The 20,337-nt window shown below is 64.3% G+C and carries 14 protein-coding genes; 4 read left to right on the top strand and 10 right to left on the bottom strand.

From position 1 onward, the window contains the following. Nucleotides 1-102 precede the first annotated feature (102 nt). Nucleotides 103-1,128, bottom strand: a complete 1,026-nt coding sequence (locus HU751_RS05655; protein WP_186733306.1) for an AraC family transcriptional regulator — start codon at nt 1,126-1,128, stop codon at nt 103-105. Nucleotides 1,129-1,300: 172 nt separating this feature from the next. On the opposite strand from HU751_RS05655, the gene HU751_RS05650 reads away from it, so the two are divergent. From HU751_RS05650 to HU751_RS05640, 3 genes are read left to right on the top strand one after another with little or no spacing between them, the layout of a single operon-like run. Further along, nucleotides 1,301-2,485: an acetyl-CoA C-acyltransferase family protein gene (locus tag HU751_RS05650; protein ID WP_186733307.1), complete on the top strand. Its 1,185-nt coding sequence runs from the start codon at nt 1,301-1,303 to the stop codon at nt 2,483-2,485. 14 nt (nt 2,486-2,499) lie between these two features. Continuing rightward, a complete protein-coding gene (locus HU751_RS05645; protein WP_186715304.1) occupies nt 2,500-3,348 on the top strand; it encodes a 3-hydroxybutyryl-CoA dehydrogenase in 849 nt (282 codons plus the stop codon). Nucleotides 3,349-3,360: 12 nt separating this feature from the next. Then, nucleotides 3,361-3,948 carry a TetR/AcrR family transcriptional regulator gene (locus HU751_RS05640; RefSeq protein WP_186733308.1) on the top strand — a complete coding sequence of 196 codons (588 nt, stop codon included), beginning with the start codon at nt 3,361-3,363 and terminating at the stop codon, nt 3,946-3,948. A gap of 820 nt (nt 3,949-4,768) precedes the next feature. Here HU751_RS05640 and HU751_RS05635 read toward each other — a convergent pair. The 9 genes from HU751_RS05635 to HU751_RS05595 all read right to left on the bottom strand — a co-directional run bounded on the left by HU751_RS05635 (nt 4,769) and on the right by HU751_RS05595 (nt 19,587). Continuing rightward, nucleotides 4,769-6,132 (bottom strand): IS3 family transposase gene (locus tag HU751_RS05635; protein ID WP_437181031.1). Its coding sequence is split into 2 segments (ribosomal slippage): nt 4,769-5,617 and nt 5,620-6,132, totalling 1,362 coding nucleotides; the frame shifts between segments, so codons are not numbered across the junction. A 145-nt stretch (nt 6,133-6,277) separates the two neighbouring features. Then, nucleotides 6,278-7,762, bottom strand: a complete 1,485-nt coding sequence (locus HU751_RS05630; protein ID WP_186734638.1) for an efflux transporter outer membrane subunit — start codon at nt 7,760-7,762, stop codon at nt 6,278-6,280. Further along, the gene (locus HU751_RS05625) at nt 7,759-10,869 is read right to left on the bottom strand and encodes an efflux RND transporter permease subunit (RefSeq protein WP_186734639.1); all 3,111 of its coding nucleotides are present in this window, start codon (nt 10,867-10,869) and stop codon (nt 7,759-7,761) included. Before HU751_RS05625 ends, HU751_RS05630 begins: the two co-directional genes overlap by 4 nt. Beyond that, complete coding sequence (locus HU751_RS05620; protein WP_186734640.1) at nt 10,866-13,964, bottom strand: MdtB/MuxB family multidrug efflux RND transporter permease subunit; 3,099 nt, start codon at nt 13,962-13,964, stop codon at nt 10,866-10,868. Before HU751_RS05620 ends, HU751_RS05625 begins: the two co-directional genes overlap by 4 nt. After that, the gene (locus HU751_RS05615) at nt 13,961-15,247 is read right to left on the bottom strand and encodes an MdtA/MuxA family multidrug efflux RND transporter periplasmic adaptor subunit (protein WP_186734641.1); all 1,287 of its coding nucleotides are present in this window, start codon (nt 15,245-15,247) and stop codon (nt 13,961-13,963) included. Before HU751_RS05615 ends, HU751_RS05620 begins: the two co-directional genes overlap by 4 nt. Before the next feature lie 209 nt (nt 15,248-15,456). Next, nucleotides 15,457-15,924: a hypothetical protein gene (locus HU751_RS05610; RefSeq protein ID WP_186734642.1), complete on the bottom strand. Its 468-nt coding sequence runs from the start codon at nt 15,922-15,924 to the stop codon at nt 15,457-15,459. A 147-nt stretch (nt 15,925-16,071) separates the two neighbouring features. Further along, the gene (tpx, locus tag HU751_RS05605) at nt 16,072-16,572 is read right to left on the bottom strand and encodes a thiol peroxidase (RefSeq protein WP_028692156.1); all 501 of its coding nucleotides are present in this window, start codon (nt 16,570-16,572) and stop codon (nt 16,072-16,074) included. A gap of 164 nt (nt 16,573-16,736) precedes the next feature. After that, nucleotides 16,737-18,017 (bottom strand): serine/threonine transporter, encoded by a 1,281-nt coding sequence (locus tag HU751_RS05600; protein WP_050705937.1) that lies wholly within the window; start codon nt 18,015-18,017, stop codon nt 16,737-16,739. Between the two features lie 373 nt (nt 18,018-18,390). Further along, nucleotides 18,391-19,587, bottom strand: coding sequence for an amino acid aminotransferase (locus HU751_RS05595; protein ID WP_186734643.1), 1,197 nt, complete (start codon nt 19,585-19,587; stop codon nt 18,391-18,393). Between the two features lie 238 nt (nt 19,588-19,825). Here HU751_RS05595 and HU751_RS05590 point away from each other — a divergent pair, with 238 nt between their 5' ends. Then, the gene (locus HU751_RS05590; protein ID WP_186734644.1) at nt 19,826-20,323 is read left to right on the top strand and encodes a hypothetical protein; all 498 of its coding nucleotides are present in this window, start codon (nt 19,826-19,828) and stop codon (nt 20,321-20,323) included. The last annotated feature ends 14 nt before the right edge of the window (nt 20,324-20,337 follow it).

Raw genomic sequence — 20,337 nt, 5'->3', positions numbered from 1 at the left:
CGGATGATAACCATGCGGGTCGGCGCCAAGGCAACAAAAAGAAATGTTTTCTTGATTGGGTGCTGATCTTTCGAGGTGCTCGACGAAACGGGATAGTACGTACTACGTAGTACACCACGAATCATGTTTCCCCTTGGCCCGGTAACTGCCCGGACTCTGCCCGGTCCATTTCTTGAACGCCCGGTGAAACGCGCTGGGCTCCTGGAACCCGGTGTGCTCGGCAATCTCGGCAATGCTCAGGCGCCCTTCACGCAACAGCTCGAAAGCCATTGCTCGACGCACCTCGTCCTTGATCTGCTGGTACGAGCGCCCTTCCCGCTCAAGCCGGCGGCGGAAGCTGCTGGCGCTAAGCCCCTGCCGCTCGGCCATGGCGTCGAGGGTCGGCCACTGCCCGTAGTGGCGGGCGCGCAGGTGGCGGTAGACCTCGGCCACCAGGCCGTTCTGGTTGCGAAAGCGGATCACCAGCCCCTGCGGCGCGCTGCGCAGGAAGCCCTTCAGCGCCGCCAGGTCCTGCACCACCGGCAGACGCAGCCAGGCGCTGTCGAACTCGACCTCGGTACGCCCGCTGCCCAGGCGCAGGTCCGGCCCCCACAGCAACGCATCATCCTCCTGCGCGGGCCGCGCCAGGGCCAGCTCGGTGCGGTCGATGGCGATGCGCCTTCCCGCCAGCCAGCACAACAAGCCGATCACCAGCACCAGGTAGGTTTCCTCGGCATAGACCCGGGTCAGCGGATCGGCGATGTTCGACTGCACACTGATCACCGCGCGCGCGCCGCGCACCGTGACACTGCCGTTCAGGTCGCGCAGGAACAGGGCGAAACTGCCCAGGCACTGGCGCAGTGCCTTGCCCAGGGTGGGTTCCTGGATCAGCCCGCGGCAGATCAGGGCGAAGCTGCCCAGGGGCATGCCGTGGCTGTCAAGGTGGAAGAACTCGTCATGCAGCTCGTCGATCAGCGCCAGCCACAGTTGGGCGAATGCCTTGGCCGGCACCCGCGCCAGGGGCTCGGCCAGCACCTGCGGATCAATGCCCACCGCCCGCAGATGGGCGTCGCGTGCCTGTGGCCGCTCACGCAGGGCGTGGAGCATGGCATTGAGGAAGTACACCGCGACCGTATCGCTATCGCGCATGGCAGAAGTCCGCTGTCTATGCTGAGTGGCAAAAAATGCCAGGTTGATTGAACAGATCCGGCATAGGCCACCTGAAGGCCTTTGCCTAGACTCGATCCACCCCGGGAGGGTGCGGCCGCCATTCTCGCAGAGCCACCCCCACCCCGCCACGCCTTCGCAAACGGAGTCCCCCATGAGCAGCAAAGAAATCTTTGTCGTCAGCGCGGTACGTTCGGCCATCGGCAGCTTCGGCGGTTCGCTCAAGGACCTGCCCCTGGCCGACCTCGCCACCCAGGTGAGCCGCGCCGCCATCGAGCGTTCGGGCGTCGCCGCCGAGCAGATCGGCCATGTGGTGATGGGCAACGTGATCCCCACCGAGCCGCGCGACGCCTACCTGGGCCGGGTCGCCGCAATGAACGCCGGCATTCCCAAGGAAACCCCGGCCTTCAGCGTCAACCGCCTGTGCGGCTCGGGTCTGCAGGCCATCGTTTCGGCCACCCAGGGCCTGCTGCTGGGCGACAGCGACATCGCCCTGGCCGCCGGCGCCGAATCCATGAGCCGTGGCCCCTACCTGCTGCCACAGGCCCGCTGGGGTGCGCGCATGGGCGACCTGCAGGGCATCGACTACATGGTCGGCATCCTCCAGGACCCGTTCGAGCACTTCCACATGGGCATCACCGCCGAGAACGTCGCGGCGGCCCACGGCATCAGCCGCGAGATGCAGGACGAGGTCGCCCTGACCAGCCAGCTCCGCGCCGCCCGCGCCATCGCCGAGGGCCGCTTCGACGGCCAGATCGTGCCGATCGAAATCAAGACCCGCAAAGGCCCCGTGCAATTCGCCGTGGACGAGAACGTGCGCGGCGACGCCAGCGTCGAACAGCTGGCGGCCATGAAGGCGGTGTTCAAGAAGGACGGCACCGTCACCGCCGGCAACGCCAGCAGCATCAACGACGGCGCCGCCGGCCTGGTCCTGGCCACCGGTGACGCCGTGCGTCGCCAGGGCCTCAAGCCGCTGGCGCGCATCGTCGCCTACGCCCACGCCGGCGTGGAACCGGCGCTGATGGGCCTGGGCCCGATCCCGGCCACGCAGAAGGTGCTGGAGAAGGCCGGCCTGAAGGTCGCCGACCTCGACGTGATCGAGTCCAACGAAGCCTTCGCCTCCCAGGCCTGCGCCGTGGCCCGGGCCCTGGGCTTCGACCCGGAGAAGGTCAACCCCAACGGCTCGGGCATTTCCCTCGGCCACCCGGTCGGCGCTACCGGCGCGATCATCGCCACCAAGGCCATCCATGAACTGCACCGCGTCCAGGGCCGCTACGCCCTGGCCACCATGTGCATCGGCGGCGGCCAAGGCATCGCCGTCATCTTCGAACGCGTCTGAAAGGAGTCAGCAACATGAACATCGAACGCATCGCCGTGATCGGCGCCGGCACCATGGGCAACGGCATCGCCCAGGTGTGCGCACTGGCCGGCTACCAGGTCCTGCTGGTGGACGTCTCCGACGCCGCGCTGGAGCGCGGCGTGGCGACCCTGGGCAAGAACCTCGAGCGCCAGGTCGGCAAGGGCACCATCGACGCCGACAAGGCCAGCGCGGCCAAGGCACGGATCCGCACCAGCACCGACTACGCACAGCTGGCGGACGCGCAACTGGTGATCGAGGCGGCCACCGAGAACCTCGCCCTCAAGCAGCGCATCCTGCAGCAGGTGGCCGCCAATGTCGGCGCCGAGTGCCTGATCGCGACCAACACTTCGTCGCTGTCAGTCACCCAGCTGGCGGCCAGCATCGAGCAGCCGCAGCGTTTTATCGGCGTGCACTTCTTCAACCCGGTGCCGATGATGGCGCTGGTCGAGATCATCCGGGGCCTGCAGACCAGCGATGCGACCTACGCCCAGGCGCTGCTGGTCACCGAAAAGCTCGGCAAGACCCCGATCACCGCTGGCAACCGTCCGGGCTTCGTGGTCAACCGGATCCTGGTGCCGATGATCAACGAGGCGATCTTCGTGTTCCAGGAGGGCCTGGCCAGCGCCGAGGACATCGATACCGGCATGCGCCTGGGCTGCAACCAGCCGATCGGCCCGCTGGCCCTGGCCGACCTGGTGGGCCTGGACACCTTGCTGGCGATCATGGAGGCCTTCCACGAGGGCTTCAACGACAGCAAGTACCGCCCCGCCCCGCTGCTCAAGGAGATGGTTGCGGCCGGTTACCTGGGGCGCAAGAGCGGCCGCGGCTTCTTCACCTACTAGAGGAGCCGCGCGATGCCCCCGGTCAACGCGGCGCTGCGCTGCGCCAACTTCGAGGAGCGGCGTGACCGGGCCATGGCCCTGTTCGCCGAGAAAGGCTTCGGCCAGGTCAGCATGCGTGAGCTGGCGGCGCACGTGGGCTTGACCGCGGGCTCGCTGTACCACCATTTCCCCAGCAAGCAGGACCTCTTGTATGACTTGATCGAGGAGTTGTACGAGGAGTTGCAGGCCACCCTGGACCTGGGCCGTCGGGCGCAGGCCCAGGGCCGGCCAGTGCTGGCTTGCCTGATTGCCGCGCACTGGCAGTTGCATGCGGAGCGACCTTTGCAGTTTCGCCTGGCCGAGCGGGATGTCTGCTGCCTGACCGGGGAGCAGCAGGCGCGGCTGGCGGGCTTGCGGGAGCGCTATGAAACCGGGCTTTTGCGGTTGATTGCGCCACAGGCGCGGTTGGGGGTGGAGGTTCTCGCGGCTACCGGGCATGTGCTGGCGACGCTGTTGAACCAGTTGCCTGGGATGTTGCGGGGGAAGGGGCTGGGAGAGGCTGAAGGGGTTGGGTTGATGGAGAGTTTGGTGGTGGGGGCTGTGGAGAGGGCTTTGGGGTAGGGATCTGGATCTGGTTCTGGCTCTCTGGTGATTGTTTTGGTTTTTTTAAGCGCATTCGTAGGTGATGTCGACATTTAGTCACCTTTTCGCCTTTACGGCGACCTACTTTTGCTCTTGGGCAAAAGTAGGCAAAAACCGCTGGCTCCATTCATACGGCCCCTGCGCTTCGCTCCGGGGTTCCCTCGCTCCGTTCTTGCTCCCGGGAGGACCGCGCTGAACGCCCCATCCTGGGGCGCAGCGCTTGACGGCCATCCATGGCCGTCACCTCCCTCCGCAAGAACTCCGCTCGGCCTCCTGAAGTCGCAATTGGCGGCGCCTGGACTATTGCGCGCTTAGAAGCAAGAGCAAGAGCAAGAGCAAGAGCAAGAGCAAGAGCAGGAAATGCGAAGTTATTTATTTGACAGTTAATTATGTACTGGCTGTTCCGGCCCTTTCGCGGGGCAAGCCCGCTCCTACAGGGTTATATATAACGGCGGCTATTGCGTGGGAGCGGGCTTGCCCCGCGAAACGATCGAGAGATTAATTAATCTCCAACTAGCGACAGCTGCGCCAATCCAGGCGCCGCTCGTAACTTCGCGACTTCAGGAGGCCGAACGCAGGCCTTGCGGAGGGAGGTGACGGGCATGGATGCCCGTCAAGCGCTGGGGCCCAGGATGGGCCCTGCAGCGCGGTCCTCCCGGGAGCAAGGCCGGAGTGAGGGGACCCGGAGCGAAGCGGAGGGCCGGATGAATGGAGCGCAGCGTTTTTTGGTTACTTTTTGTCGCGTTTGACAAAAAGTGACTCGCCGTTGAACTGACCCCCGAAAGTTGGACAGGGTACGCTATGGGTTCAGCGCTTGGGTCCGAAATTGTACCGGACTCAAGCCATTTAGTCTGAGACTGATGCGTTCTTGGTTGTAGTAAGCGATGTAATCCTCTAGCCCTGATGCCAGTTGTTCAACACTCTCAAACGATTCCAGATAAAAGAACTCGCTCTTGAGCGTGCCAAAAAAGCTTTCCATCGCGGCGTTGTCCAGGCAGTTTCCCTTTCGCGACATGCTCTGCTCGATATTCTTCCCGGCCAACATGTGCCGGTAAGCTGGCTGCTGATACTGCCAGCCTTGATCGGAGTGCAATATTGGTTTGTCATCTTGATTCAGCCGCTCGAAAGCTTGCTCCAGCATTGTCGAAACCATCCTGAACTCAGGGCGTCGGTTGATCTGATAAGCGAGGATCTCGCCGTTGTACAGGTCCATCACCGGCGAAAGAAATAGCTTCTGGCCCTTTACCTTGAACTCTGTCACGTCGGTTACCCATTTTTGATTAGGGGCCTGCGCCTTGAATTCACGCTTGAGCAAATCAGATGCAACAAGCCCCTCGGAGCCTCGATACGAGCGATATTTCTTCACTTTGACTAGCGATTTGAGGCCCATCAACTGCATCAGCCGCTGCACCTTCTTGTGATTGATCACCTCGGCATTGTGCCCAAGAACCGCAGTGATACGGCGGTAGCCATACCGCCCCTTATGCTGGTGATAGACCCTGTCGATGCGTTCCTTGAGGGCAGCATGCCTGTCGGTCTGCAACACTTTGCTTTGGTAGTAAAAGGTACTGCGTGCCAGGCCTGCAGCGCGCAACAGCAGAGCGAGTCGATGCTCACGCCTTAATCCTTGGACAGCTTGCGTTTTCTTGCCTGCGCAGTGCGTGGGTCCGCTTGGATCAAGGCATCGAGCTTTTTTAGATAGGCATTCTCCGCGCGCAGATATTCCAGCTCTTCGAGCATTTGCTCAGGCGTGAGCTCACGATCCGAAGGTGCAGAAGGTCCTGCGCTGGATTGCTTTGATGGCTTGCGGGGCATGTTTAACTCTCGGGCACGGTTCGGATGAAGGGCTTCTATTCCGCCTTCATCGTACAGCCTTTTCCATTGCCTGATGCTGCTCGGCCCACGGATATCAAACCTTACGCATGCTTGCTGAGCAGACAGCCCGTCTTGCTCGATGCATTGCAAAACCTTTAATTTGAACTGAGCATCGTAGTGACTGTACTTGGGAATCAAACCGGCTGCGCCGTGTTTCTCATAGCCCTTTACCCAGCGGCGCAGCAGCGAAGGGCTCAGCTCATGCTTCAGTGCCACTTCATGAACACTGCGGGCAGAAAGGCACTCTTCGATGAGTGCCTGCTTGAGCGCCAGGTTGTATTTCGTCATGGAACACCCTCCAAGGGATAAGGTGTCCAACTTTCGGGGGTCAGTTCACGTAAGGGCGGAAAGGTGAATAAGCGTCGACATCGAAAATGAATGCGCCTACAACTTACAAAACAATCAAAAAACCAAAAAACCAAAAAACCCAACCCTACTCCACTACCAGATCCCGCCCAACATCCCACCCTCCCCCAAGCGCCGCAATCAACTGCACACTCGCCACCAACCGCCCCTGCAACAACGTCAACACACTCCGCTCGTTGCTGAGCGCCGTCGTCTGCACATTGACCACATCCAGATACCCGATCAACCCCGCCTTGTACTGGTTCTCGGTCAACCGCAACGACTCCCGCGCCGCGTCCAGCGCCTCCTGCCGCACCACCGCCTCGTCCCCGTACACCTTGAGCTGCACCAGATAGTTCTCGACCTCCTTGAACCCGTCGAGCACCGTCTGCCGATACTGCGCCACAGTCTGGTCGTACACCGCCACCGTCCGGTCGACCTCGGCACTGCGCTTGCCGGCGTCAAACAGCGTCAGCGCCAGTTGCGGCCCGACCGACCAGTAACGGTTGGGCAACTCGATCCAGTTGTTGAAGCTGCTGCTGGAGTACCCGCCGTTCATGCTCAGCGACAGATCCGGGAAATACGCCGCCCGTGACACGCCGATATTCGAGTTGGCCGCCATGACCTTGCGCTCGGCCGAGGCGATATCAGGACGCCGCTCGAGCAACTGCGACGGCAGCGACAGCGGCACCTGCGGCAACGCCGGAATCTCGTTGCTCGCCGCCAGGGCAAAGTCGGCCGGCGCCTTGCCCATCAGCACGGCGATGGCGTTCTCGTACTGCGCGCGCTGCCAGGCCAGGTCGATCAGGTCGGCCTGGGTGCTCTTGAGCTGGGTACGCGCCTGGGCCACGGCATCCGGCCCGGCAACCCCGGCGCGGTACTGGTTCTCGTTCATCTTCAGCGACCGCTCATAGGCCGCGACCGTGGCTTCGAGCAGACGCTTCTGCGCGTCGATCACCCGCAGTTGCAGGTAGTTCTGCACCAGCTCCGACTGCTGGCTCAGGCGGATGGCCGCCATGTCGGCCAGGCTGGCCTCGGCGCTGGACTCGTTGGCGTTCATGGTTTCACGCAACTTGCCCCACAGGTCGATCTCCCAGCTCACCCCCAGCTGCGCGTTGTAGGTGTCGCGGATGCCACTGCTGTTGTTCGACAGGCTGGAGCTGGAACTGCCGGTGCCCTGGGCCGAACGGTTCTTGCTGGTGGTCAGGTTCAGCGAAGGGAACAGCGAGGCACGGCTGCTGCGCACCAGCGCCTGGGCCTGACGGTACTGCGCCTCGTACTGTGCCACGGTCTGGTTGCTGCGGTTGAGCTCCTCCACCAGGGCGTCGAGCTGCTTGTCGCCATAGATCTCCCACCACGCCCCACGGGCAATGGCGTCGGACGGGTTGGCCTGGGTCCAGCCTTCGGCCTGCTTGAACTGCGCCGGGGTGCTGACCTCGGGACGGTGGTAGTCCGGGCTCAGGGTACAGGCGCTGAGCATGGCCACGCACAGCCCGGCACTGACCAAGCGCGAACCGCGTCCCTGGGTCAGCAGCTTGAGGGCACGGTGGATTCGGGTGTGGGCAAAGTTCATAGCGGGGTATCCAGGGCAGCGTCGGTGCGCACGCCGCGCCAGCGGTTGAACCGGTGGCGCAGGCGATCGAGGTACAGGTAGACCACGGGCGTGGTGTAGAGGGTGAGAATCTGGCTGAACACCAGGCCGCCGATGATGGTCAGGCCCAGCGGCTGGCGCATCTCGGCGCCCTCGGCGCGGCTGAGCAGCAGCGGCAGCGCGCCGAGGATCGCCGCCAGGGTGGTCATCAGGATCGGCCGCAGCCGCAGCAGGCAGGCGCGGCGGATCGACTCCTCCGGCGACAGGCCGTCGTGGCGCTCCAGCTGCAGCGCCAGGTCGATCATCAAGATGGCGTTCTTCTTCACCACACCGATCAGCAGGAACAGCCCCAGCAGCGAGATCAGGCTGAACTCGCCACCGGTCAGGTACAGCGCCAGCAAGGCGCCGACCCCGGCCGAGGGCAGCGTGGAGAGGATCGTCAGCGGGTGGATGTAGCTCTCGTAGAGGATCCCCAGCACCAGGTACACCAGCACCAGGGCGCCGAGGATCATCAGCGGCTGGCCTTCGGTGGTCTTGGTGAAGGCATCGGCGTCGCCGCCGAGCTTGGCGATCACCGACTCGGGCAAGCCGAGCTTGGCCACCGCGCGTTCCAATGCGGCCATGGCCTGGTCGGGGCTGTAGCCTTCGGCGACGTCGAACGAGATGTCCTCGGAGGCGAACTGCCCTTCATGGCTGACGCGGTCGTTGGCCAGGCTGTTCTCGTAGCGGGCGAAGGTGGACAGTGGCACCCGGGCGCCGTCGGCGGTGATCACCTGCACCTGCTCCAGGGTGCTCGGGTCCCAGGCGTATTTCGGGTTGATCTCCAGCACCACCTGGTACTGGTTGAGGCTGTCGTAGATGGTCGAGATCTGCCGCTGGCTGTAGGCGTTGTTCAGCACCGCGGTGACCATGTCCATGTCGATGCCCAGGCGCTTGGCCTGGTCACGGTCGACCACCAGGGTCACCTGCTGGGTGCCGGCGCCGTCGCGGGCGTCGATGGCGGTCAGCTCGGGCAGCTTGCGCAGCTCGGCGGCCACCTTCGGGAACCACTCGCGCAGGGCGGCCAGGTCACCGCTCTGCAGGGTGTAGAGGTACTGCGAGGTGCTCTGGTCGCGGCCGCCGCCGCCCAACTGCAGGTCCTGGTCGGCCATCAGGTACAGGCGCCCGCCGGGGATCTTCGGCAGGTCCTTGCGCAGGCGGTCGATCACCTTCTGCGCGTTCTCCTTGCGCTCGGCGATCGGCTTCAGGCGCACCAGCACGAAGGCGTTGTTGGTGCCGCTGTTGCCGCCGATGAAACCGGCGACGCTCTCCACCGCCGGGTCCTTGAGCAGGGCGCGGCGGTAGATTTCCATCTTCGGCTGCATCACGGTGAACGACAGGCCGTCATCGCCGCGGATGAAACCTTGCAACTGGCCGGTGTCCTGCTGCGGCATCAGGGTCTTGGGCACCACCACGTACAGGGCGATGTTCAGCCCGATGGTGGCCAGCAGGCTGAACAGGGTCAGGCGCTTGTGCCGCAGCGCCCAACCCAGGCTCTTGTCGTAGCCGGCGACCATGCGCTGATGGATGCGGTCGCTCCAGCGTTGGAGGCGGGTCTGCTGCTGCGGGCCGTGGACCTTGAGCCAGCGCGAGCAGAGCATCGGCGTCAGTGTCAGCGACACCACCAGCGAGACGATGATCGCCGCGGCCAGGGTGATCGAGAACTCCTTGAACAGCCCGCGCACGATACCGCCCATGAACAGGATCGAGACGAACACCGCCACCAGCGAGACGTTCATCGACAGCAGGGTGAAGCCCACCTCCTGCGCGCCCTTGTAGGCGGCGCGCATGGGGTTTTCGCCGTTCTCGATATGCCGTGAGATGTTCTCCAGCACCACGATGGCGTCATCCACCACCAGGCCGGTGGCGAGGATCAGCGCCATCAGCGACAGGTTGTTCAGCGAGAACCCGCACAGGTACATGACCGCGAAGGTGCCCACCAGCGACACCGGCACCGCCAGGCTTGGGATAAGCGAGGCGCGCAGGTTGCCGAGGAACAGGTAGACCACCAGGATCACCAGCACCACGGCGATCAGCAGGGTGTGCTCGGCCTCCTTCAGGGTGGCCTTGATCACCGGCGAGCGGTCCATGGCCACGTTGAGCTTGACGCTGGCCGGCAGCAGCGACTGCAAGGCTAGCAGCTCGGCCTTGATCTGCTCGACGGTCTGGATGATGTTGGCGTTGGTCTGGCGGTTGACCACCAGCAGCACCGCGCTCTCGTCGTTGAAGAAGCCGCTGTTGTAGCGGTTCTCCACGCCATCGCTGACCTTGGCCACGTCGGACAGGCGCAGGATCGCGCCGTTCTGCTGGCGGATCACCAGCGGCTTGTAGTCCTCGGCGGTTTCCAACTGGTCGTTGGCACGCACCTGCCAGTTGCGCTCATGGTCCTCGACGAAGCCCATGGGCCGGCGCTGGTTGGCGTTGGCCACCGCATTGCGCACATCGTCCAGGGATAGGCCGTACTGGTTGAGCAGCTGTGGTTCCAGCTCGATGCGCACCGCCGGCAGCGAGCTGCCGCCGATCTGTACCTCCCCTACTCCGCTGACCTGCGCCAGGCTCTGGGACAGGATGGTGTCGGCCAGGTCGTAGAGCTTGCCCTTGGACAGCACGTCCGAGGTCAGCGACAGCACCATGATCGGCGCCTGGGACGGGTTGATCTTCTTGTAGGTGGGCATGCTGCGCATGCCGCTGGGCAGCAGGTTGCGGGTGGCGTTGATCGCCGCCTGTACCTCGCGCGCCGCGCCGTCGATGTCGCGCCCCAGCTCGAAGCCGATGATCACCCGGGTCGAGCCCTGGTTGGAACTGCTGGTCAGCGTGGTGACACCGGCGATGGCGCCGAGCTTGCGCTCCAGCGGCGTGGCCACGGTGGAGGCCATGACCTCCGGGCTGGCGCCGGGCAGGCTGGCCTGCACCACGATCACCGGGAAATCCATCTGCGGCAGCGGCGACACCGGCAGCAGGCCGAAGCTCACCCCGCCCAGCAGCATGATCGCCAGGCTCAGCAGCATGGTGGCTACCGGCCGGCGGATGAAAGGTCCGGACAGGTTCATGCTTCGGCCTGCCGCGCATCGTCAGCCGGGCGCCAGCGGCGCGCCAGGCGGTCGAAGTACAGGTAGATGACCGGCGTGGTGAACAGCGTCAGCACCTGGCTGACCAGCAGGCCGCCGACCATCACCAGGCCCAGCGGCTGGCGCAGCTCGGCGCCGGAACCGGTGGCGAGCATCAGCGGCATGGCGCCGAACAGCGCGGCCAGGGTGGTCATCAGGATTGGCCGGAAGCGCAGCAGCGCCGCCTGGTAGATCGCGTCGCGCGGGCTCATGCCCTGGTGACGCTCGGCCTCCAGGGCGAAGTCGATCATCATGATCGCGTTCTTCTTGACGATGCCGATCAGCAGGATGATGCCGATGATGGCGATCATGCCCAGGTCGTTTCCGCTCAGCAGCAGCGCCAGCAAGGCTCCCACCGCCGCCGAGGGCAGCGTGGAGAGGATGGTCACCGGGTGTATGTAGCTCTCATAGAGCACGCCCAGCACGATGTACATGGTCACCACCGCGGCCAGGATCAGCAGCAGGGTGCTCGACAGCGAGGCCTGGAACGCCTCGGCGGCACCCTGGAAGCGGGTCTGCACGCCGATCGGCATGCCGATGTCCTGCTGCACCTGCTCGATCACCTTGACCGCCTCGCCCAGGGACGCGCCGTGGGCCAGGTTGAACGACATCATCACCGCCGGGAACTGGCCGATGTGCGAGATCGCCAGCTGGGCCTGGCGCTGCTCGATGCGCGCCAGGGCCGACAGGCGCACCTGGCCGCCGTCGGTAGCCTTGACGTGGATCGACTCCAGGGCCTGCGGGCCGAGGCTGGCCGCGGTCTGCGACTGCAGCACCACGCGGTACTGGCTGGCCTGGGTGTAGATGGTCGAGATCTGCCGCTGGCCGAAGGCGTCATACAGCGCGTTGGTGATCTGCGCCACGGTGATGCCCAGACGGCTGGCCATGTCGCGGTCGATCACCAGGAATACCTGCAGGCCCTGGTCCTGCAGGTCGCTGGCCACATCCTGCAGCTCGGGACGGTCCTTGAGCGCCTGCACCAGCTTGCCGCTCCACTCGGCGAGCATGTCGGCATCCGGCGAGCTCAGGCTGAACTGGTACTGGGTGCGGCTGACCCGGTCCTCGATGCTCAGGTCCTGCACCGGCTGCATGAACAGACGGATGCCGACCAGCCTGTCGAGTTGCGGCTGCAGGCGATTGATCACCTCGGCGGCGGTGACGTCGCGCTCGCCATGGGGCTTGAGGTTGATCAGCAAGCGGCCGCTGTTGAGGGTGGCGTTGTCACCGTCGACGCCGATGTAGGAAGACAGGCTCTGCACCGCCGGGTCCTGCAGGATCACCTTGGCCAGGGATTGCTGGCGCTCGCTCATGGCGGCGAACGAGGTCGACTGCGGCGCCTCGGAGATACCCTGGATGACCCCGGTGTCCTGGGCCGGGAAGAAGCCCTTGGGCACCATCAGGTACAGCACCACGGTCAATGCCAGGGTGGCCACGGCCACCAGCAGGGTCAGCGGCTGGCGCTCGAGCACCCAGGTCAGCGTGGTGCCGTAGTGCTTGATCAGCCAGTCGATCCAGGCGCCGCTGGCGCGGTAGAAGCGGCCCTGTTCCTCGTCCTTGGGTTCGCGCTTGAGCAGGCGCGCGCACATCATCGGCGTGAGGGTCAGCGACACCACCAGGGAAATCAGGATGGCCACCGCCAGGGTGATGGCGAACTCGCGGAACAGCCGCCCGACCACATCGGCCATGAACAGCAGCGGAATCAGCACGGCGATCAGCGAGAAGGTCAGCGAGATCAGGGTGAAACCGATCTGCTTGGCGCCCTTGAGCGCGGCCTGCATAGGTGTTTCGCCCTCCTCGATGTGCCGGGAGATGTTCTCCAGCATGACGATGGCATCGTCCACCACGAAACCGGTGGCGATGGTCAGGGCCATCAAGGTGAGGTTGTTGACCGAGAAACCGGCCAGGTACATCACCCCGAAAGTGCCGATCAGCGACAGCGGCACGGCGATGGAGGGGATGATGGTGGCGCTGAAACGGCGCAGGAAGACGAAGGTGACCATCACCACCAGGGCGATGGCGAACAGCAGCTCGTGCTGCACGTCGCGCACGGCGGCGCGGATGGTCTGGGTGCGGTCGGTGAGCACGCTGACATCCAGGCCCGCCGGCAGGTTGTCGGTGATCGACGGCAGCAGCTCCTTGATCCGGTCGACCACCTCGATGACGTTGGCGCCGGGCTGGCGCTGGATATTCAGCAGCACCGCCTCGTTCTGGTTGGCCCAGGCGGCCAGGCGTTCGTTTTCGGCGCCGTCGACGATCTCGGCGACATCCTTCAGGCGCAGCGGCGCGCCGTTGCTGTACTTGAGGATGAGGTTGGCGTATTCCTCGGGCGAGCGCAGCTGGTCATTGGCATCGAGCATCGACACCCGGGTCGGGCCGTCGAAGTTGCCCTTGGGCTGGTTGACGTTGGAGGCGCCGATCAGGGTGCGCACGTCGTCCAGGTTCAGGCCGTTGGCGGCCAGGGCGTCGACGTTGACCTTGATCCGCACGGCCTGGCGCTGGCCGCCGGCGATGCTGACCATGCCGACGCCGCTGATCTGGGCGATCTTCTGCGCCACGCGGGTATCGACCAGGTCGTTGAGCTTGGGCAGCGGCATGGTCTTCGAGGAAATGGCCAGGGTCAGCACCGGGGTGTCGGCCGGGTTGACCTTGTTGTACACCGGCGGCGCCGGCAGGTCGCTGGGCAGCAGGTTGCTGGCGGCGTTGATCGCGGCCTGCACCTGCTGCTCGGCGACATCCATGTTCATGTCGAGGTTGAAGCGCAGGGTCAGTACCGAGGCGCCGCCGGAGCTGGTCGAGGCCATCTGCTCCAGGCCCGGCATCTGCCCGAACTGGCGTTCCAGCGGTGCGGTGACGGCGCTGGTCATCACCTGCGGGCTGGCGCCGGGGTACAGGGTCATGACGCGGATGGTCGGGTAGTCGACCTGGGGCAAGGCCGCCACCGGCAGCAGCTTGTAGGCGATCAGGCCGGCCAGGACGATGGCCAGCATGCTCAGCGTGGTGGCGACCGGCCGCAGGATGAACAGGCGCGAGAGGTTCATGCGCCCGCCTTGGTGCCTGGCTCAGCGGTCTGGGCCGAGCCCTTGGCGCCCTGCCCCTGCAGGTGCTGGCCGGGGGTGGTGGGGACCTGGGAGCTGTCCTCGACCACATCGACCTTGGTGCCTTCGCGCAGGCGGTCGGTGCCTTCCAGCACCAGGCGCTCGCCGGCGGCCAGGCCCTCGACGATCACCGTATTCTCGCCATCGCTGGCGCCGACCTTGAGCTTGCGCACGTTGATGGTGTCCTCGGCGTTGACCACATAGGCGAAGGTGCCGTCGTTGCCGAACTGGATCGCCGCGGCCGGCGCCAGCACCACCTGCTTCAGGGTGTCGGCCAGCAGGCGCACGTTGACGAACTGGTTGGGGAACAGCGCGTGGTCGCTGTTCTGGAAGGTGCCCTTGAACTTCAGGGTGCCGGTGGCGACGTCGATCTGGTTGTCGAGGCTGCCCAGCACGCCGGTGGACTGCAGCTTCTGATCGCCCCGGTCCCAGGCCTCGACCGGCAGGCTGGCGCCGCTGCGGTAGCGGGCCAGCACGGTGTCGAGCTGGGTTTCGGGCAGGGTGAAGGCAACGCTGATCGGCTGGGTCTGGGTGATGACCACCAGCGCCGTGGTGTCGTTGGCCGCCACCAGGTTGCCCAGGTCCAGCTGGCGCAGGCCCACGCGGCCGCTGATCGGTGCGCGGATCTGGGTGAATTCGAGGTTCAGGCGGGCGTCGTTGACCTGGGCCTGGTTGGTCTTGACCAGCCCCTGGAACTGACCGACCTGGGCTTCGGCGGTGTCGAGGGTCTGCTTGGCGATGCTGTCCTCGGCGTACAGGCCTTTATAGCGAGCCAGGTCGACCTGGGCGTTCTTCAGCTGCGCCTGGTTCTGCGCCAGGGTGCCCTCGGCCTGCTGCAGGGCGATGCGATAGGAACGTGGGTCGATCTCGGCGAGCAGGTCGCCGGCCTTGACCTGCTGGCCTTCCTTGAAGTGGACCTTGACCAGCTCGCCGGCCACCCGGCTGCGCACGTTGACCGTGTTGGTCGCGGTCACGGTGCCGAGGGCCTTGTAGTACAGCGGGAAATCCCCGACCCGCACCGGTTCGACGCGTACCGGGACCGCCTCGGTGGAGGCGCCGAAGCCCGGCCGCCCGCCCATGCCCAGGCCCTTGCCCGGACGGTGCCCGCCGCCTTCCTTGTGGACGGTCGCCGCGGGCCACAGCCACCAGGCCAGCAGGGCCACCAGCAGCAGGATCAGCAGGCCGAACAGCCAGCGACGAGGGGAACGGGAATTGGAAGCTTGCATGGATCGAACGAACCTTGTTCAGAGAAAGACGGCGTGGAGAGCGTGAACGATAAGCACTGGCATCGGATTAGCAAAGAGGCTTTACCTGTGCTTTACCTTGGGTTGACGTTACAAAAGCAATGAACCTTAAATGAAAATGGCCCGGAAGGGGTTCCGGGCCATTGCTAAATGTTGCTTGGAGAAAGGCGTCCCATGGGCGCTGGAAGCTATTACAGCGGTGCTGACCCCACAGGCTTCTGCTCCGGATTAACCTTTCCGCCTACCTTATGCTCCTTGCTATTTCGCCTGAAGGACAGGTTGTACGTACCGACCATGGGTTGCTCCTTCTCGTATTTATCGAGTATCAGCTCGCCGTTAGCGTATACCTTTGACTGGTCCTCTCCGCCAAAAATGATGTAGGAGGCGAAATCTTTGCCTACCTCAAACGGGTTGTGACCTTTCTGGAATTCTTTGTCGCCGCCGAGTTGAATCTCGAGGATACACAGTTCCCTGAGGCCGTTGAAACCTGTAGCCATCAAGTGGGCATCGGATACGTGAAGATTCGACAAGGTCACCTGGTCTCTTTCTGTTCCATCGACCAACTCACATACGGTGATGAAGCCTTCGGTAAGCTTGGCGCCGAGAGCAATGTATTCCTCGTTCAACGCTTTCAAGTACTGATCCTGATCCTTCGCCATGACTCGACTCCTTAAGCTGTTGTCGGAGAGCCGATTTATGAGCCGGAACAAACCTTGGCACAACTGGCAAAAATGACAGGTAGCACTTGGCCGATAGTCGCGGCGGCTCTTTTTGCCGCCGCGCATCCCAGATGCCTATGCCAGCGATTACTTCAGCACTGCCAGCGCTGCCTCGTAGTTCGGCTCGTCGGCGATTTCGCCCACCAGCTCGCTGTGCAGCACCTTGTCGTTTTCGTCCAGCACCACCACGGCGCGGGCGGCCAGGCCGGCCAGCGGGCCGTCGGCGATGGCCACGCCGTAGTTTTCCAGGAACTCGCGGCCACGCAGGGTCGACAGGTTCTTCACGTTCTCCAGGCCTTCGGCGCCGCAGAAGCGTGCCTGGGCGAACGGCAGGTCGGCGGAGATGCACAGCACCACGGTGTTGGCCACGTCATTGGCCTGGGCGTTGAACTTGCGCACCGAGGTGGCGCAGGTCGGGGTGTCGACGCTCGGGAAGATGTTCAGCACCTTGCGCTTGCCGGCGAAGTCGGCCAGCGACTTGTTCGACAGATCGCCAGCGACCAGGGAGAAGGCAGGTGCTGCGGCGCCTTGCTTCGGCAGTTCACCGCTGACCTGAACCGGGTTGCCTTTGAGAGTCACTTGAGCCATGGCGGAAATCCTTATACGGGGTTGGAAAAGGATTCAGAGTTAACCATGAAGGGACGCAAGTGCCTATGGGTAAAAATGAAATTGTCCTACGTTCGGGCAATTCCTGTAGACAAACGCCCAGGTGACTGGCGTCGACCCGGGCGTTTTTCCTACGTGGCGGGGGTTCAGGCCAGCAGGCCGTACACCACCGAGGTCAGGGCCACCAGGCCGACGACCACCACGAACAGGTTGGACAGCGCGCCGCTGTACTTGCGCATCGATGGCACGCGACGGATGGCGTACATCGGCATCAGGAACAGCAGCACGGCGATGATCGGCCCGCCGAGGGATTCGATCATGCCGAGGATGCTCGGGTTGAGGGTGGCGACGATCCAGCACACCACCAGCATCAGCGCGGCGACGATGCGGTCCAGGGCCTTGGCACCCGGGCGCATGCCGGACTTGACGATCATGCCCTTGAGGCCCTCGCTGGCGCCGATGTAGTGGCCCAGGAACGACTTGGCAATGGCGATGAAGGCGATCAGGGGCGCGGCGAAGGCGATGGCCGGCTGCTCGAAGTGGTTGGCCAGGTACGACAGGATCGACAGGTTCTGTGCCTTGGCCTCGGCCAGCTGGGCGCTGCTCAGGGTCAGCACGCAGCTGAACACGAAGAACAGCACCATCAGCACCATCAGCAGGTGCGCGCGACGCAGGATCTGGCCGCTGCGCTCATCGGCGTGCTCGCCGTAGCGGCGCTTCTGGTCGACAGCGAAGGCCGAGATGATCGGCGAATGGTTGAACGAGAACACCATCACCGGGATCGCCAGCCACACGGTGTGCAGGAAGGCCGAGCCCGACGGCACCTGGGTGGCGGTGTCGAGGATGCCGCCGGTCCAGTGCGGCACCAGGTACAGGGCCAGCAGCGCCAGGGCGACGATGAACGGGTAGACCAGCAGGCTCATGACCTTGACCGTGGCCTGCTCGCCGCAGCGCACGATGGCCAAGAGGCCAAGGATCAGCACGAAGGACAGGATCGCCCGCGGTGGCGGCGCGATGTGCAGCTGGTGCTCCATGAAGCTGCTGACGGTGTTGGTCAGCGCCACGCTGTAGATCAGCAGGATCGGGAAGATGGCGAAGAAGTACAGGACGGTGATCAGCGCGCCGGCGGTGATGCCGAAATGCTCCTCGACCACTTCGGTGATATCGCCGCCCTTGCTGCCGGAGAGCACGAAGCGGGTCAGCCCGCGGTGGGCGAAGTAGGTCATGGGGAAGGCCAGCAAGGCCAGGACCAGCAGCGGCCAGAAACCGCCAAGGCCGGCGTTGATGGGCAGGAACAGGGTTCCGGCGCCGATGGCCGTGCCGAACAGGCCCAGCATCCAGGTGGTGTCTTGACGCGACCAGCTGCCGAGGGTGGCGGGGGTCGATTCTACAAAGCGTTGTTCAACGCTTGGGGCCTGCTCATTCATTCCGGGTGACGCTCCACTCGCAAGACTGCAACAGGCTGAGAATGGCGAAATAGACGATTCGCCCAACTCAACCGGGGAAGAGGGGCGCGATTGTGCATGCAAAGGTTGCACTTGGGGAAGCCCCGCCCGAGGGACGGTTGCACTTGTCTTTACAAGCGGGTTGTGCTTCAGCTAGCCCCTGTGGGAGCGGCCTTGCGTCGCGAAAGGGCTGCGCAGCAGCCCCAGCAATTTCGATGGTGGCTCGGAACCTGGGGCCGCTGCGCGCCCCTTTCGCGACGCAAGGCCGCTCCCACAGGGGGCCAATTCCCTGCGCGACAGCGCAGCCCGGAAGGGCTGGGTGCCGCGAAAGGGCCGCAGAGCGGCCCCTGGCAGGTTACCGCTGAACGGCGGCAAACGCCTCGGCCACCTGGCGCAGGTTGGCCGGACGCAGCCCGGACATGCACACCCGGCCGCTGTCGATCAGGTACACGCCGAACTCGTCACGCAGCCGACGCACCTGCTCCACGCTGAAGCCGGTGTAGCTGAACATGCCGCGCTGGCGCAGGAAGAACTGGAAGTCCTGGCCCGGCAGCAGCTCGCCGAGCAGGTCGACCAGGCCCTGGCGCATGTCGAGGATACGCTTGCGCATCACCTCCACTTCCGCCGCCCACTGGGCATTGAGCGCGGCGTCGCCGAGTACGCCGGCCACCAGCTGGGCGCCGAACGCGGGCGGGCTGGAGTAGTTGCGGCGCACGGTGGCCTTGAGCTGGCCGAGCACGCTGGAGGCGGTGGCGGCATCGTCGCAGACCACCGACAGGCCCCCTACCCGCTCGCCGTACAGCGAGAAGATCTTCGAGAACGAGTTGCTGACCAGGCACGGCACGCCGGCACGGGCCATCTCGCGGATGGCGTAGGCGTCTTCCACCAGGCCTTCACCGAAGCCCTGGTAGGCGATGTCGAGGAACGGAATCAGCTGGCGCGCCTTGACCACTTCGACCACCTGCTGCCACTGGTTCTGCTCCAGGTCGACGCCGGTGGGGTTGTGGCAGCACGGGTGCAGCAGGACGATGCTGTTGGCCGGCAGGGTCTGCAGGGTCGCCAGCATGCCAGCAAAGTCGACGCCACGGCTGGCGGTGTCGAAGTACGGATAGCTGTGCACCTTGAAGCCCGCGCCTTCGAAGATCGCCCGGTGGTTGTCCCAGGTCGGGTTGCTCACCCACACCTCGGAGCCCGGGAAGTAGCGCTTGAGGAAGTCGGCGCCGACTTTCAGCGCGCCGGAGCCGCCGACGGTCTGCACGGTGGCCACGCGGCCATCGGCCACAGCCGGGTGATCTGCGCCGAACAGCAGCGCCTGGATCGCCTGGCGGTAGGCGGCCAGGCCCTCCATCGGCAGGTACAGCGAGGCTTCATGGGGCTGGCCGGCCAGGCGCTTCTCCACCTCGCCCACCGCCGCCAGCTGCGGCACCACGCCGGCTTCGTCGTAGTACAGGCCGATACTCAGGTTGACCTTGTCGGCGCGCGGGTCGGCCTTGAAGGTTTCCATCAACGAGAGGATCGGGTCGCCGGCATAGGCATCGACATGTTTGAACACAGCGTGCAGCTCCTTGGAAATCAGGACAGTTCAGGGAAGGCTCCAGCGAGGATACCCGCAGTGGGGCGTCAGGAACATCACCGATGTGCAAGGAGTCGATGCAGGGGTGCAAGAGCGAGCGTTACGACGCAAAGACATTTCCCACATCAATTACGGAAACAGATGAATAGGCACCCTCTGCATCGGCCTGCCATTGTCCCGCTCACACGAATTACATGTATAAAAAAGAGAGGGATTGATGCAGCCGGACAGGACGTACCAGGTCATTGCCCATCATGGAATTGCCTTCGATATCAGCGAGTTCACCGTCCAGCCAGGTGAGCACTGCCAATTGCGCAAGTTGGCCTTACCCTTCGTGCACAAAGGGCATTACCAAATCGTGGAGGCCGTGGCCCAACTCTATGACCGCATGCTCGCAGGCAATCTGCCATGCCAGATGAAAGTTGCAGTATCACGCCCACTCACACGCCAGCAGGGGGACGTGCTGAATGATCAACGGAGCGATGTGCTCACCCTGGTCGGAGCAGCAGTGGGTAAAGCGGCAGGAACTACCGTTGTCGGAATCGCGGGTACGATGGCCGCTGGCTTAGTGGCCTCCGCTGCAGGATTTGCAGCCTCGAGGCTGGCAAAGGGAGCAATACCAACATTCCATGCCGGCGATGTTTTGGTATCGCTTCAAGCCCAGGTCAACGGGGGAATTGGCCCTCAGCGTAGCGCGCTGCTGCTGATTCTCTGAGGACGGGTATACAC

The sequence above is a fragment of the Pseudomonas peradeniyensis genome (assembly GCF_014268935.2).
Lineage (GTDB): Bacteria > Pseudomonadota > Gammaproteobacteria > Pseudomonadales > Pseudomonadaceae > Aquipseudomonas > Aquipseudomonas peradeniyensis.
Note: the sequence above shows the minus strand (reverse complement) of the source record. Positions and strands in the feature narration are given on the sequence as shown.

What these genes read in the sequence shown, in the direction of transcription:
- tpx (WP_028692156.1), bottom strand. Translation starts at nt 16,572, where the DNA reads ATGGCTCAAGTGACTCTCAAAGGCAACCCGGTTCAGGTCAGCGGTGAA.
- HU751_RS05615 (WP_186734641.1), bottom strand. Translation starts at nt 15,247, where the DNA reads ATGCAAGCTTCCAATTCCCGTTCCCCTCGTCGCTGGCTGTTCGGCCTG.
- HU751_RS05610 (WP_186734642.1), bottom strand. Translation starts at nt 15,924, where the DNA reads ATGGCGAAGGATCAGGATCAGTACTTGAAAGCGTTGAACGAGGAATAC.
- HU751_RS05650 (WP_186733307.1), top strand. Translation starts at nt 1,301, where the DNA reads ATGAGCAGCAAAGAAATCTTTGTCGTCAGCGCGGTACGTTCGGCCATC.
- HU751_RS05630 (WP_186734638.1), bottom strand. Translation starts at nt 7,762, where the DNA reads ATGAACTTTGCCCACACCCGAATCCACCGTGCCCTCAAGCTGCTGACC.
- HU751_RS05600 (WP_050705937.1), bottom strand. Translation starts at nt 18,017, where the DNA reads ATGAATGAGCAGGCCCCAAGCGTTGAACAACGCTTTGTAGAATCGACC.
- HU751_RS05645 (WP_186715304.1), top strand. Translation starts at nt 2,500, where the DNA reads ATGAACATCGAACGCATCGCCGTGATCGGCGCCGGCACCATGGGCAAC.
- HU751_RS05590 (WP_186734644.1), top strand. Translation starts at nt 19,826, where the DNA reads ATGCAGCCGGACAGGACGTACCAGGTCATTGCCCATCATGGAATTGCC.
- HU751_RS05640 (WP_186733308.1), top strand. Translation starts at nt 3,361, where the DNA reads ATGCCCCCGGTCAACGCGGCGCTGCGCTGCGCCAACTTCGAGGAGCGG.
- HU751_RS05655 (WP_186733306.1), bottom strand. Translation starts at nt 1,128, where the DNA reads ATGCGCGATAGCGATACGGTCGCGGTGTACTTCCTCAATGCCATGCTC.
- HU751_RS05625 (WP_186734639.1), bottom strand. Translation starts at nt 10,869, where the DNA reads ATGAACCTGTCCGGACCTTTCATCCGCCGGCCGGTAGCCACCATGCTG.
- HU751_RS05620 (WP_186734640.1), bottom strand. Translation starts at nt 13,964, where the DNA reads ATGAACCTCTCGCGCCTGTTCATCCTGCGGCCGGTCGCCACCACGCTG.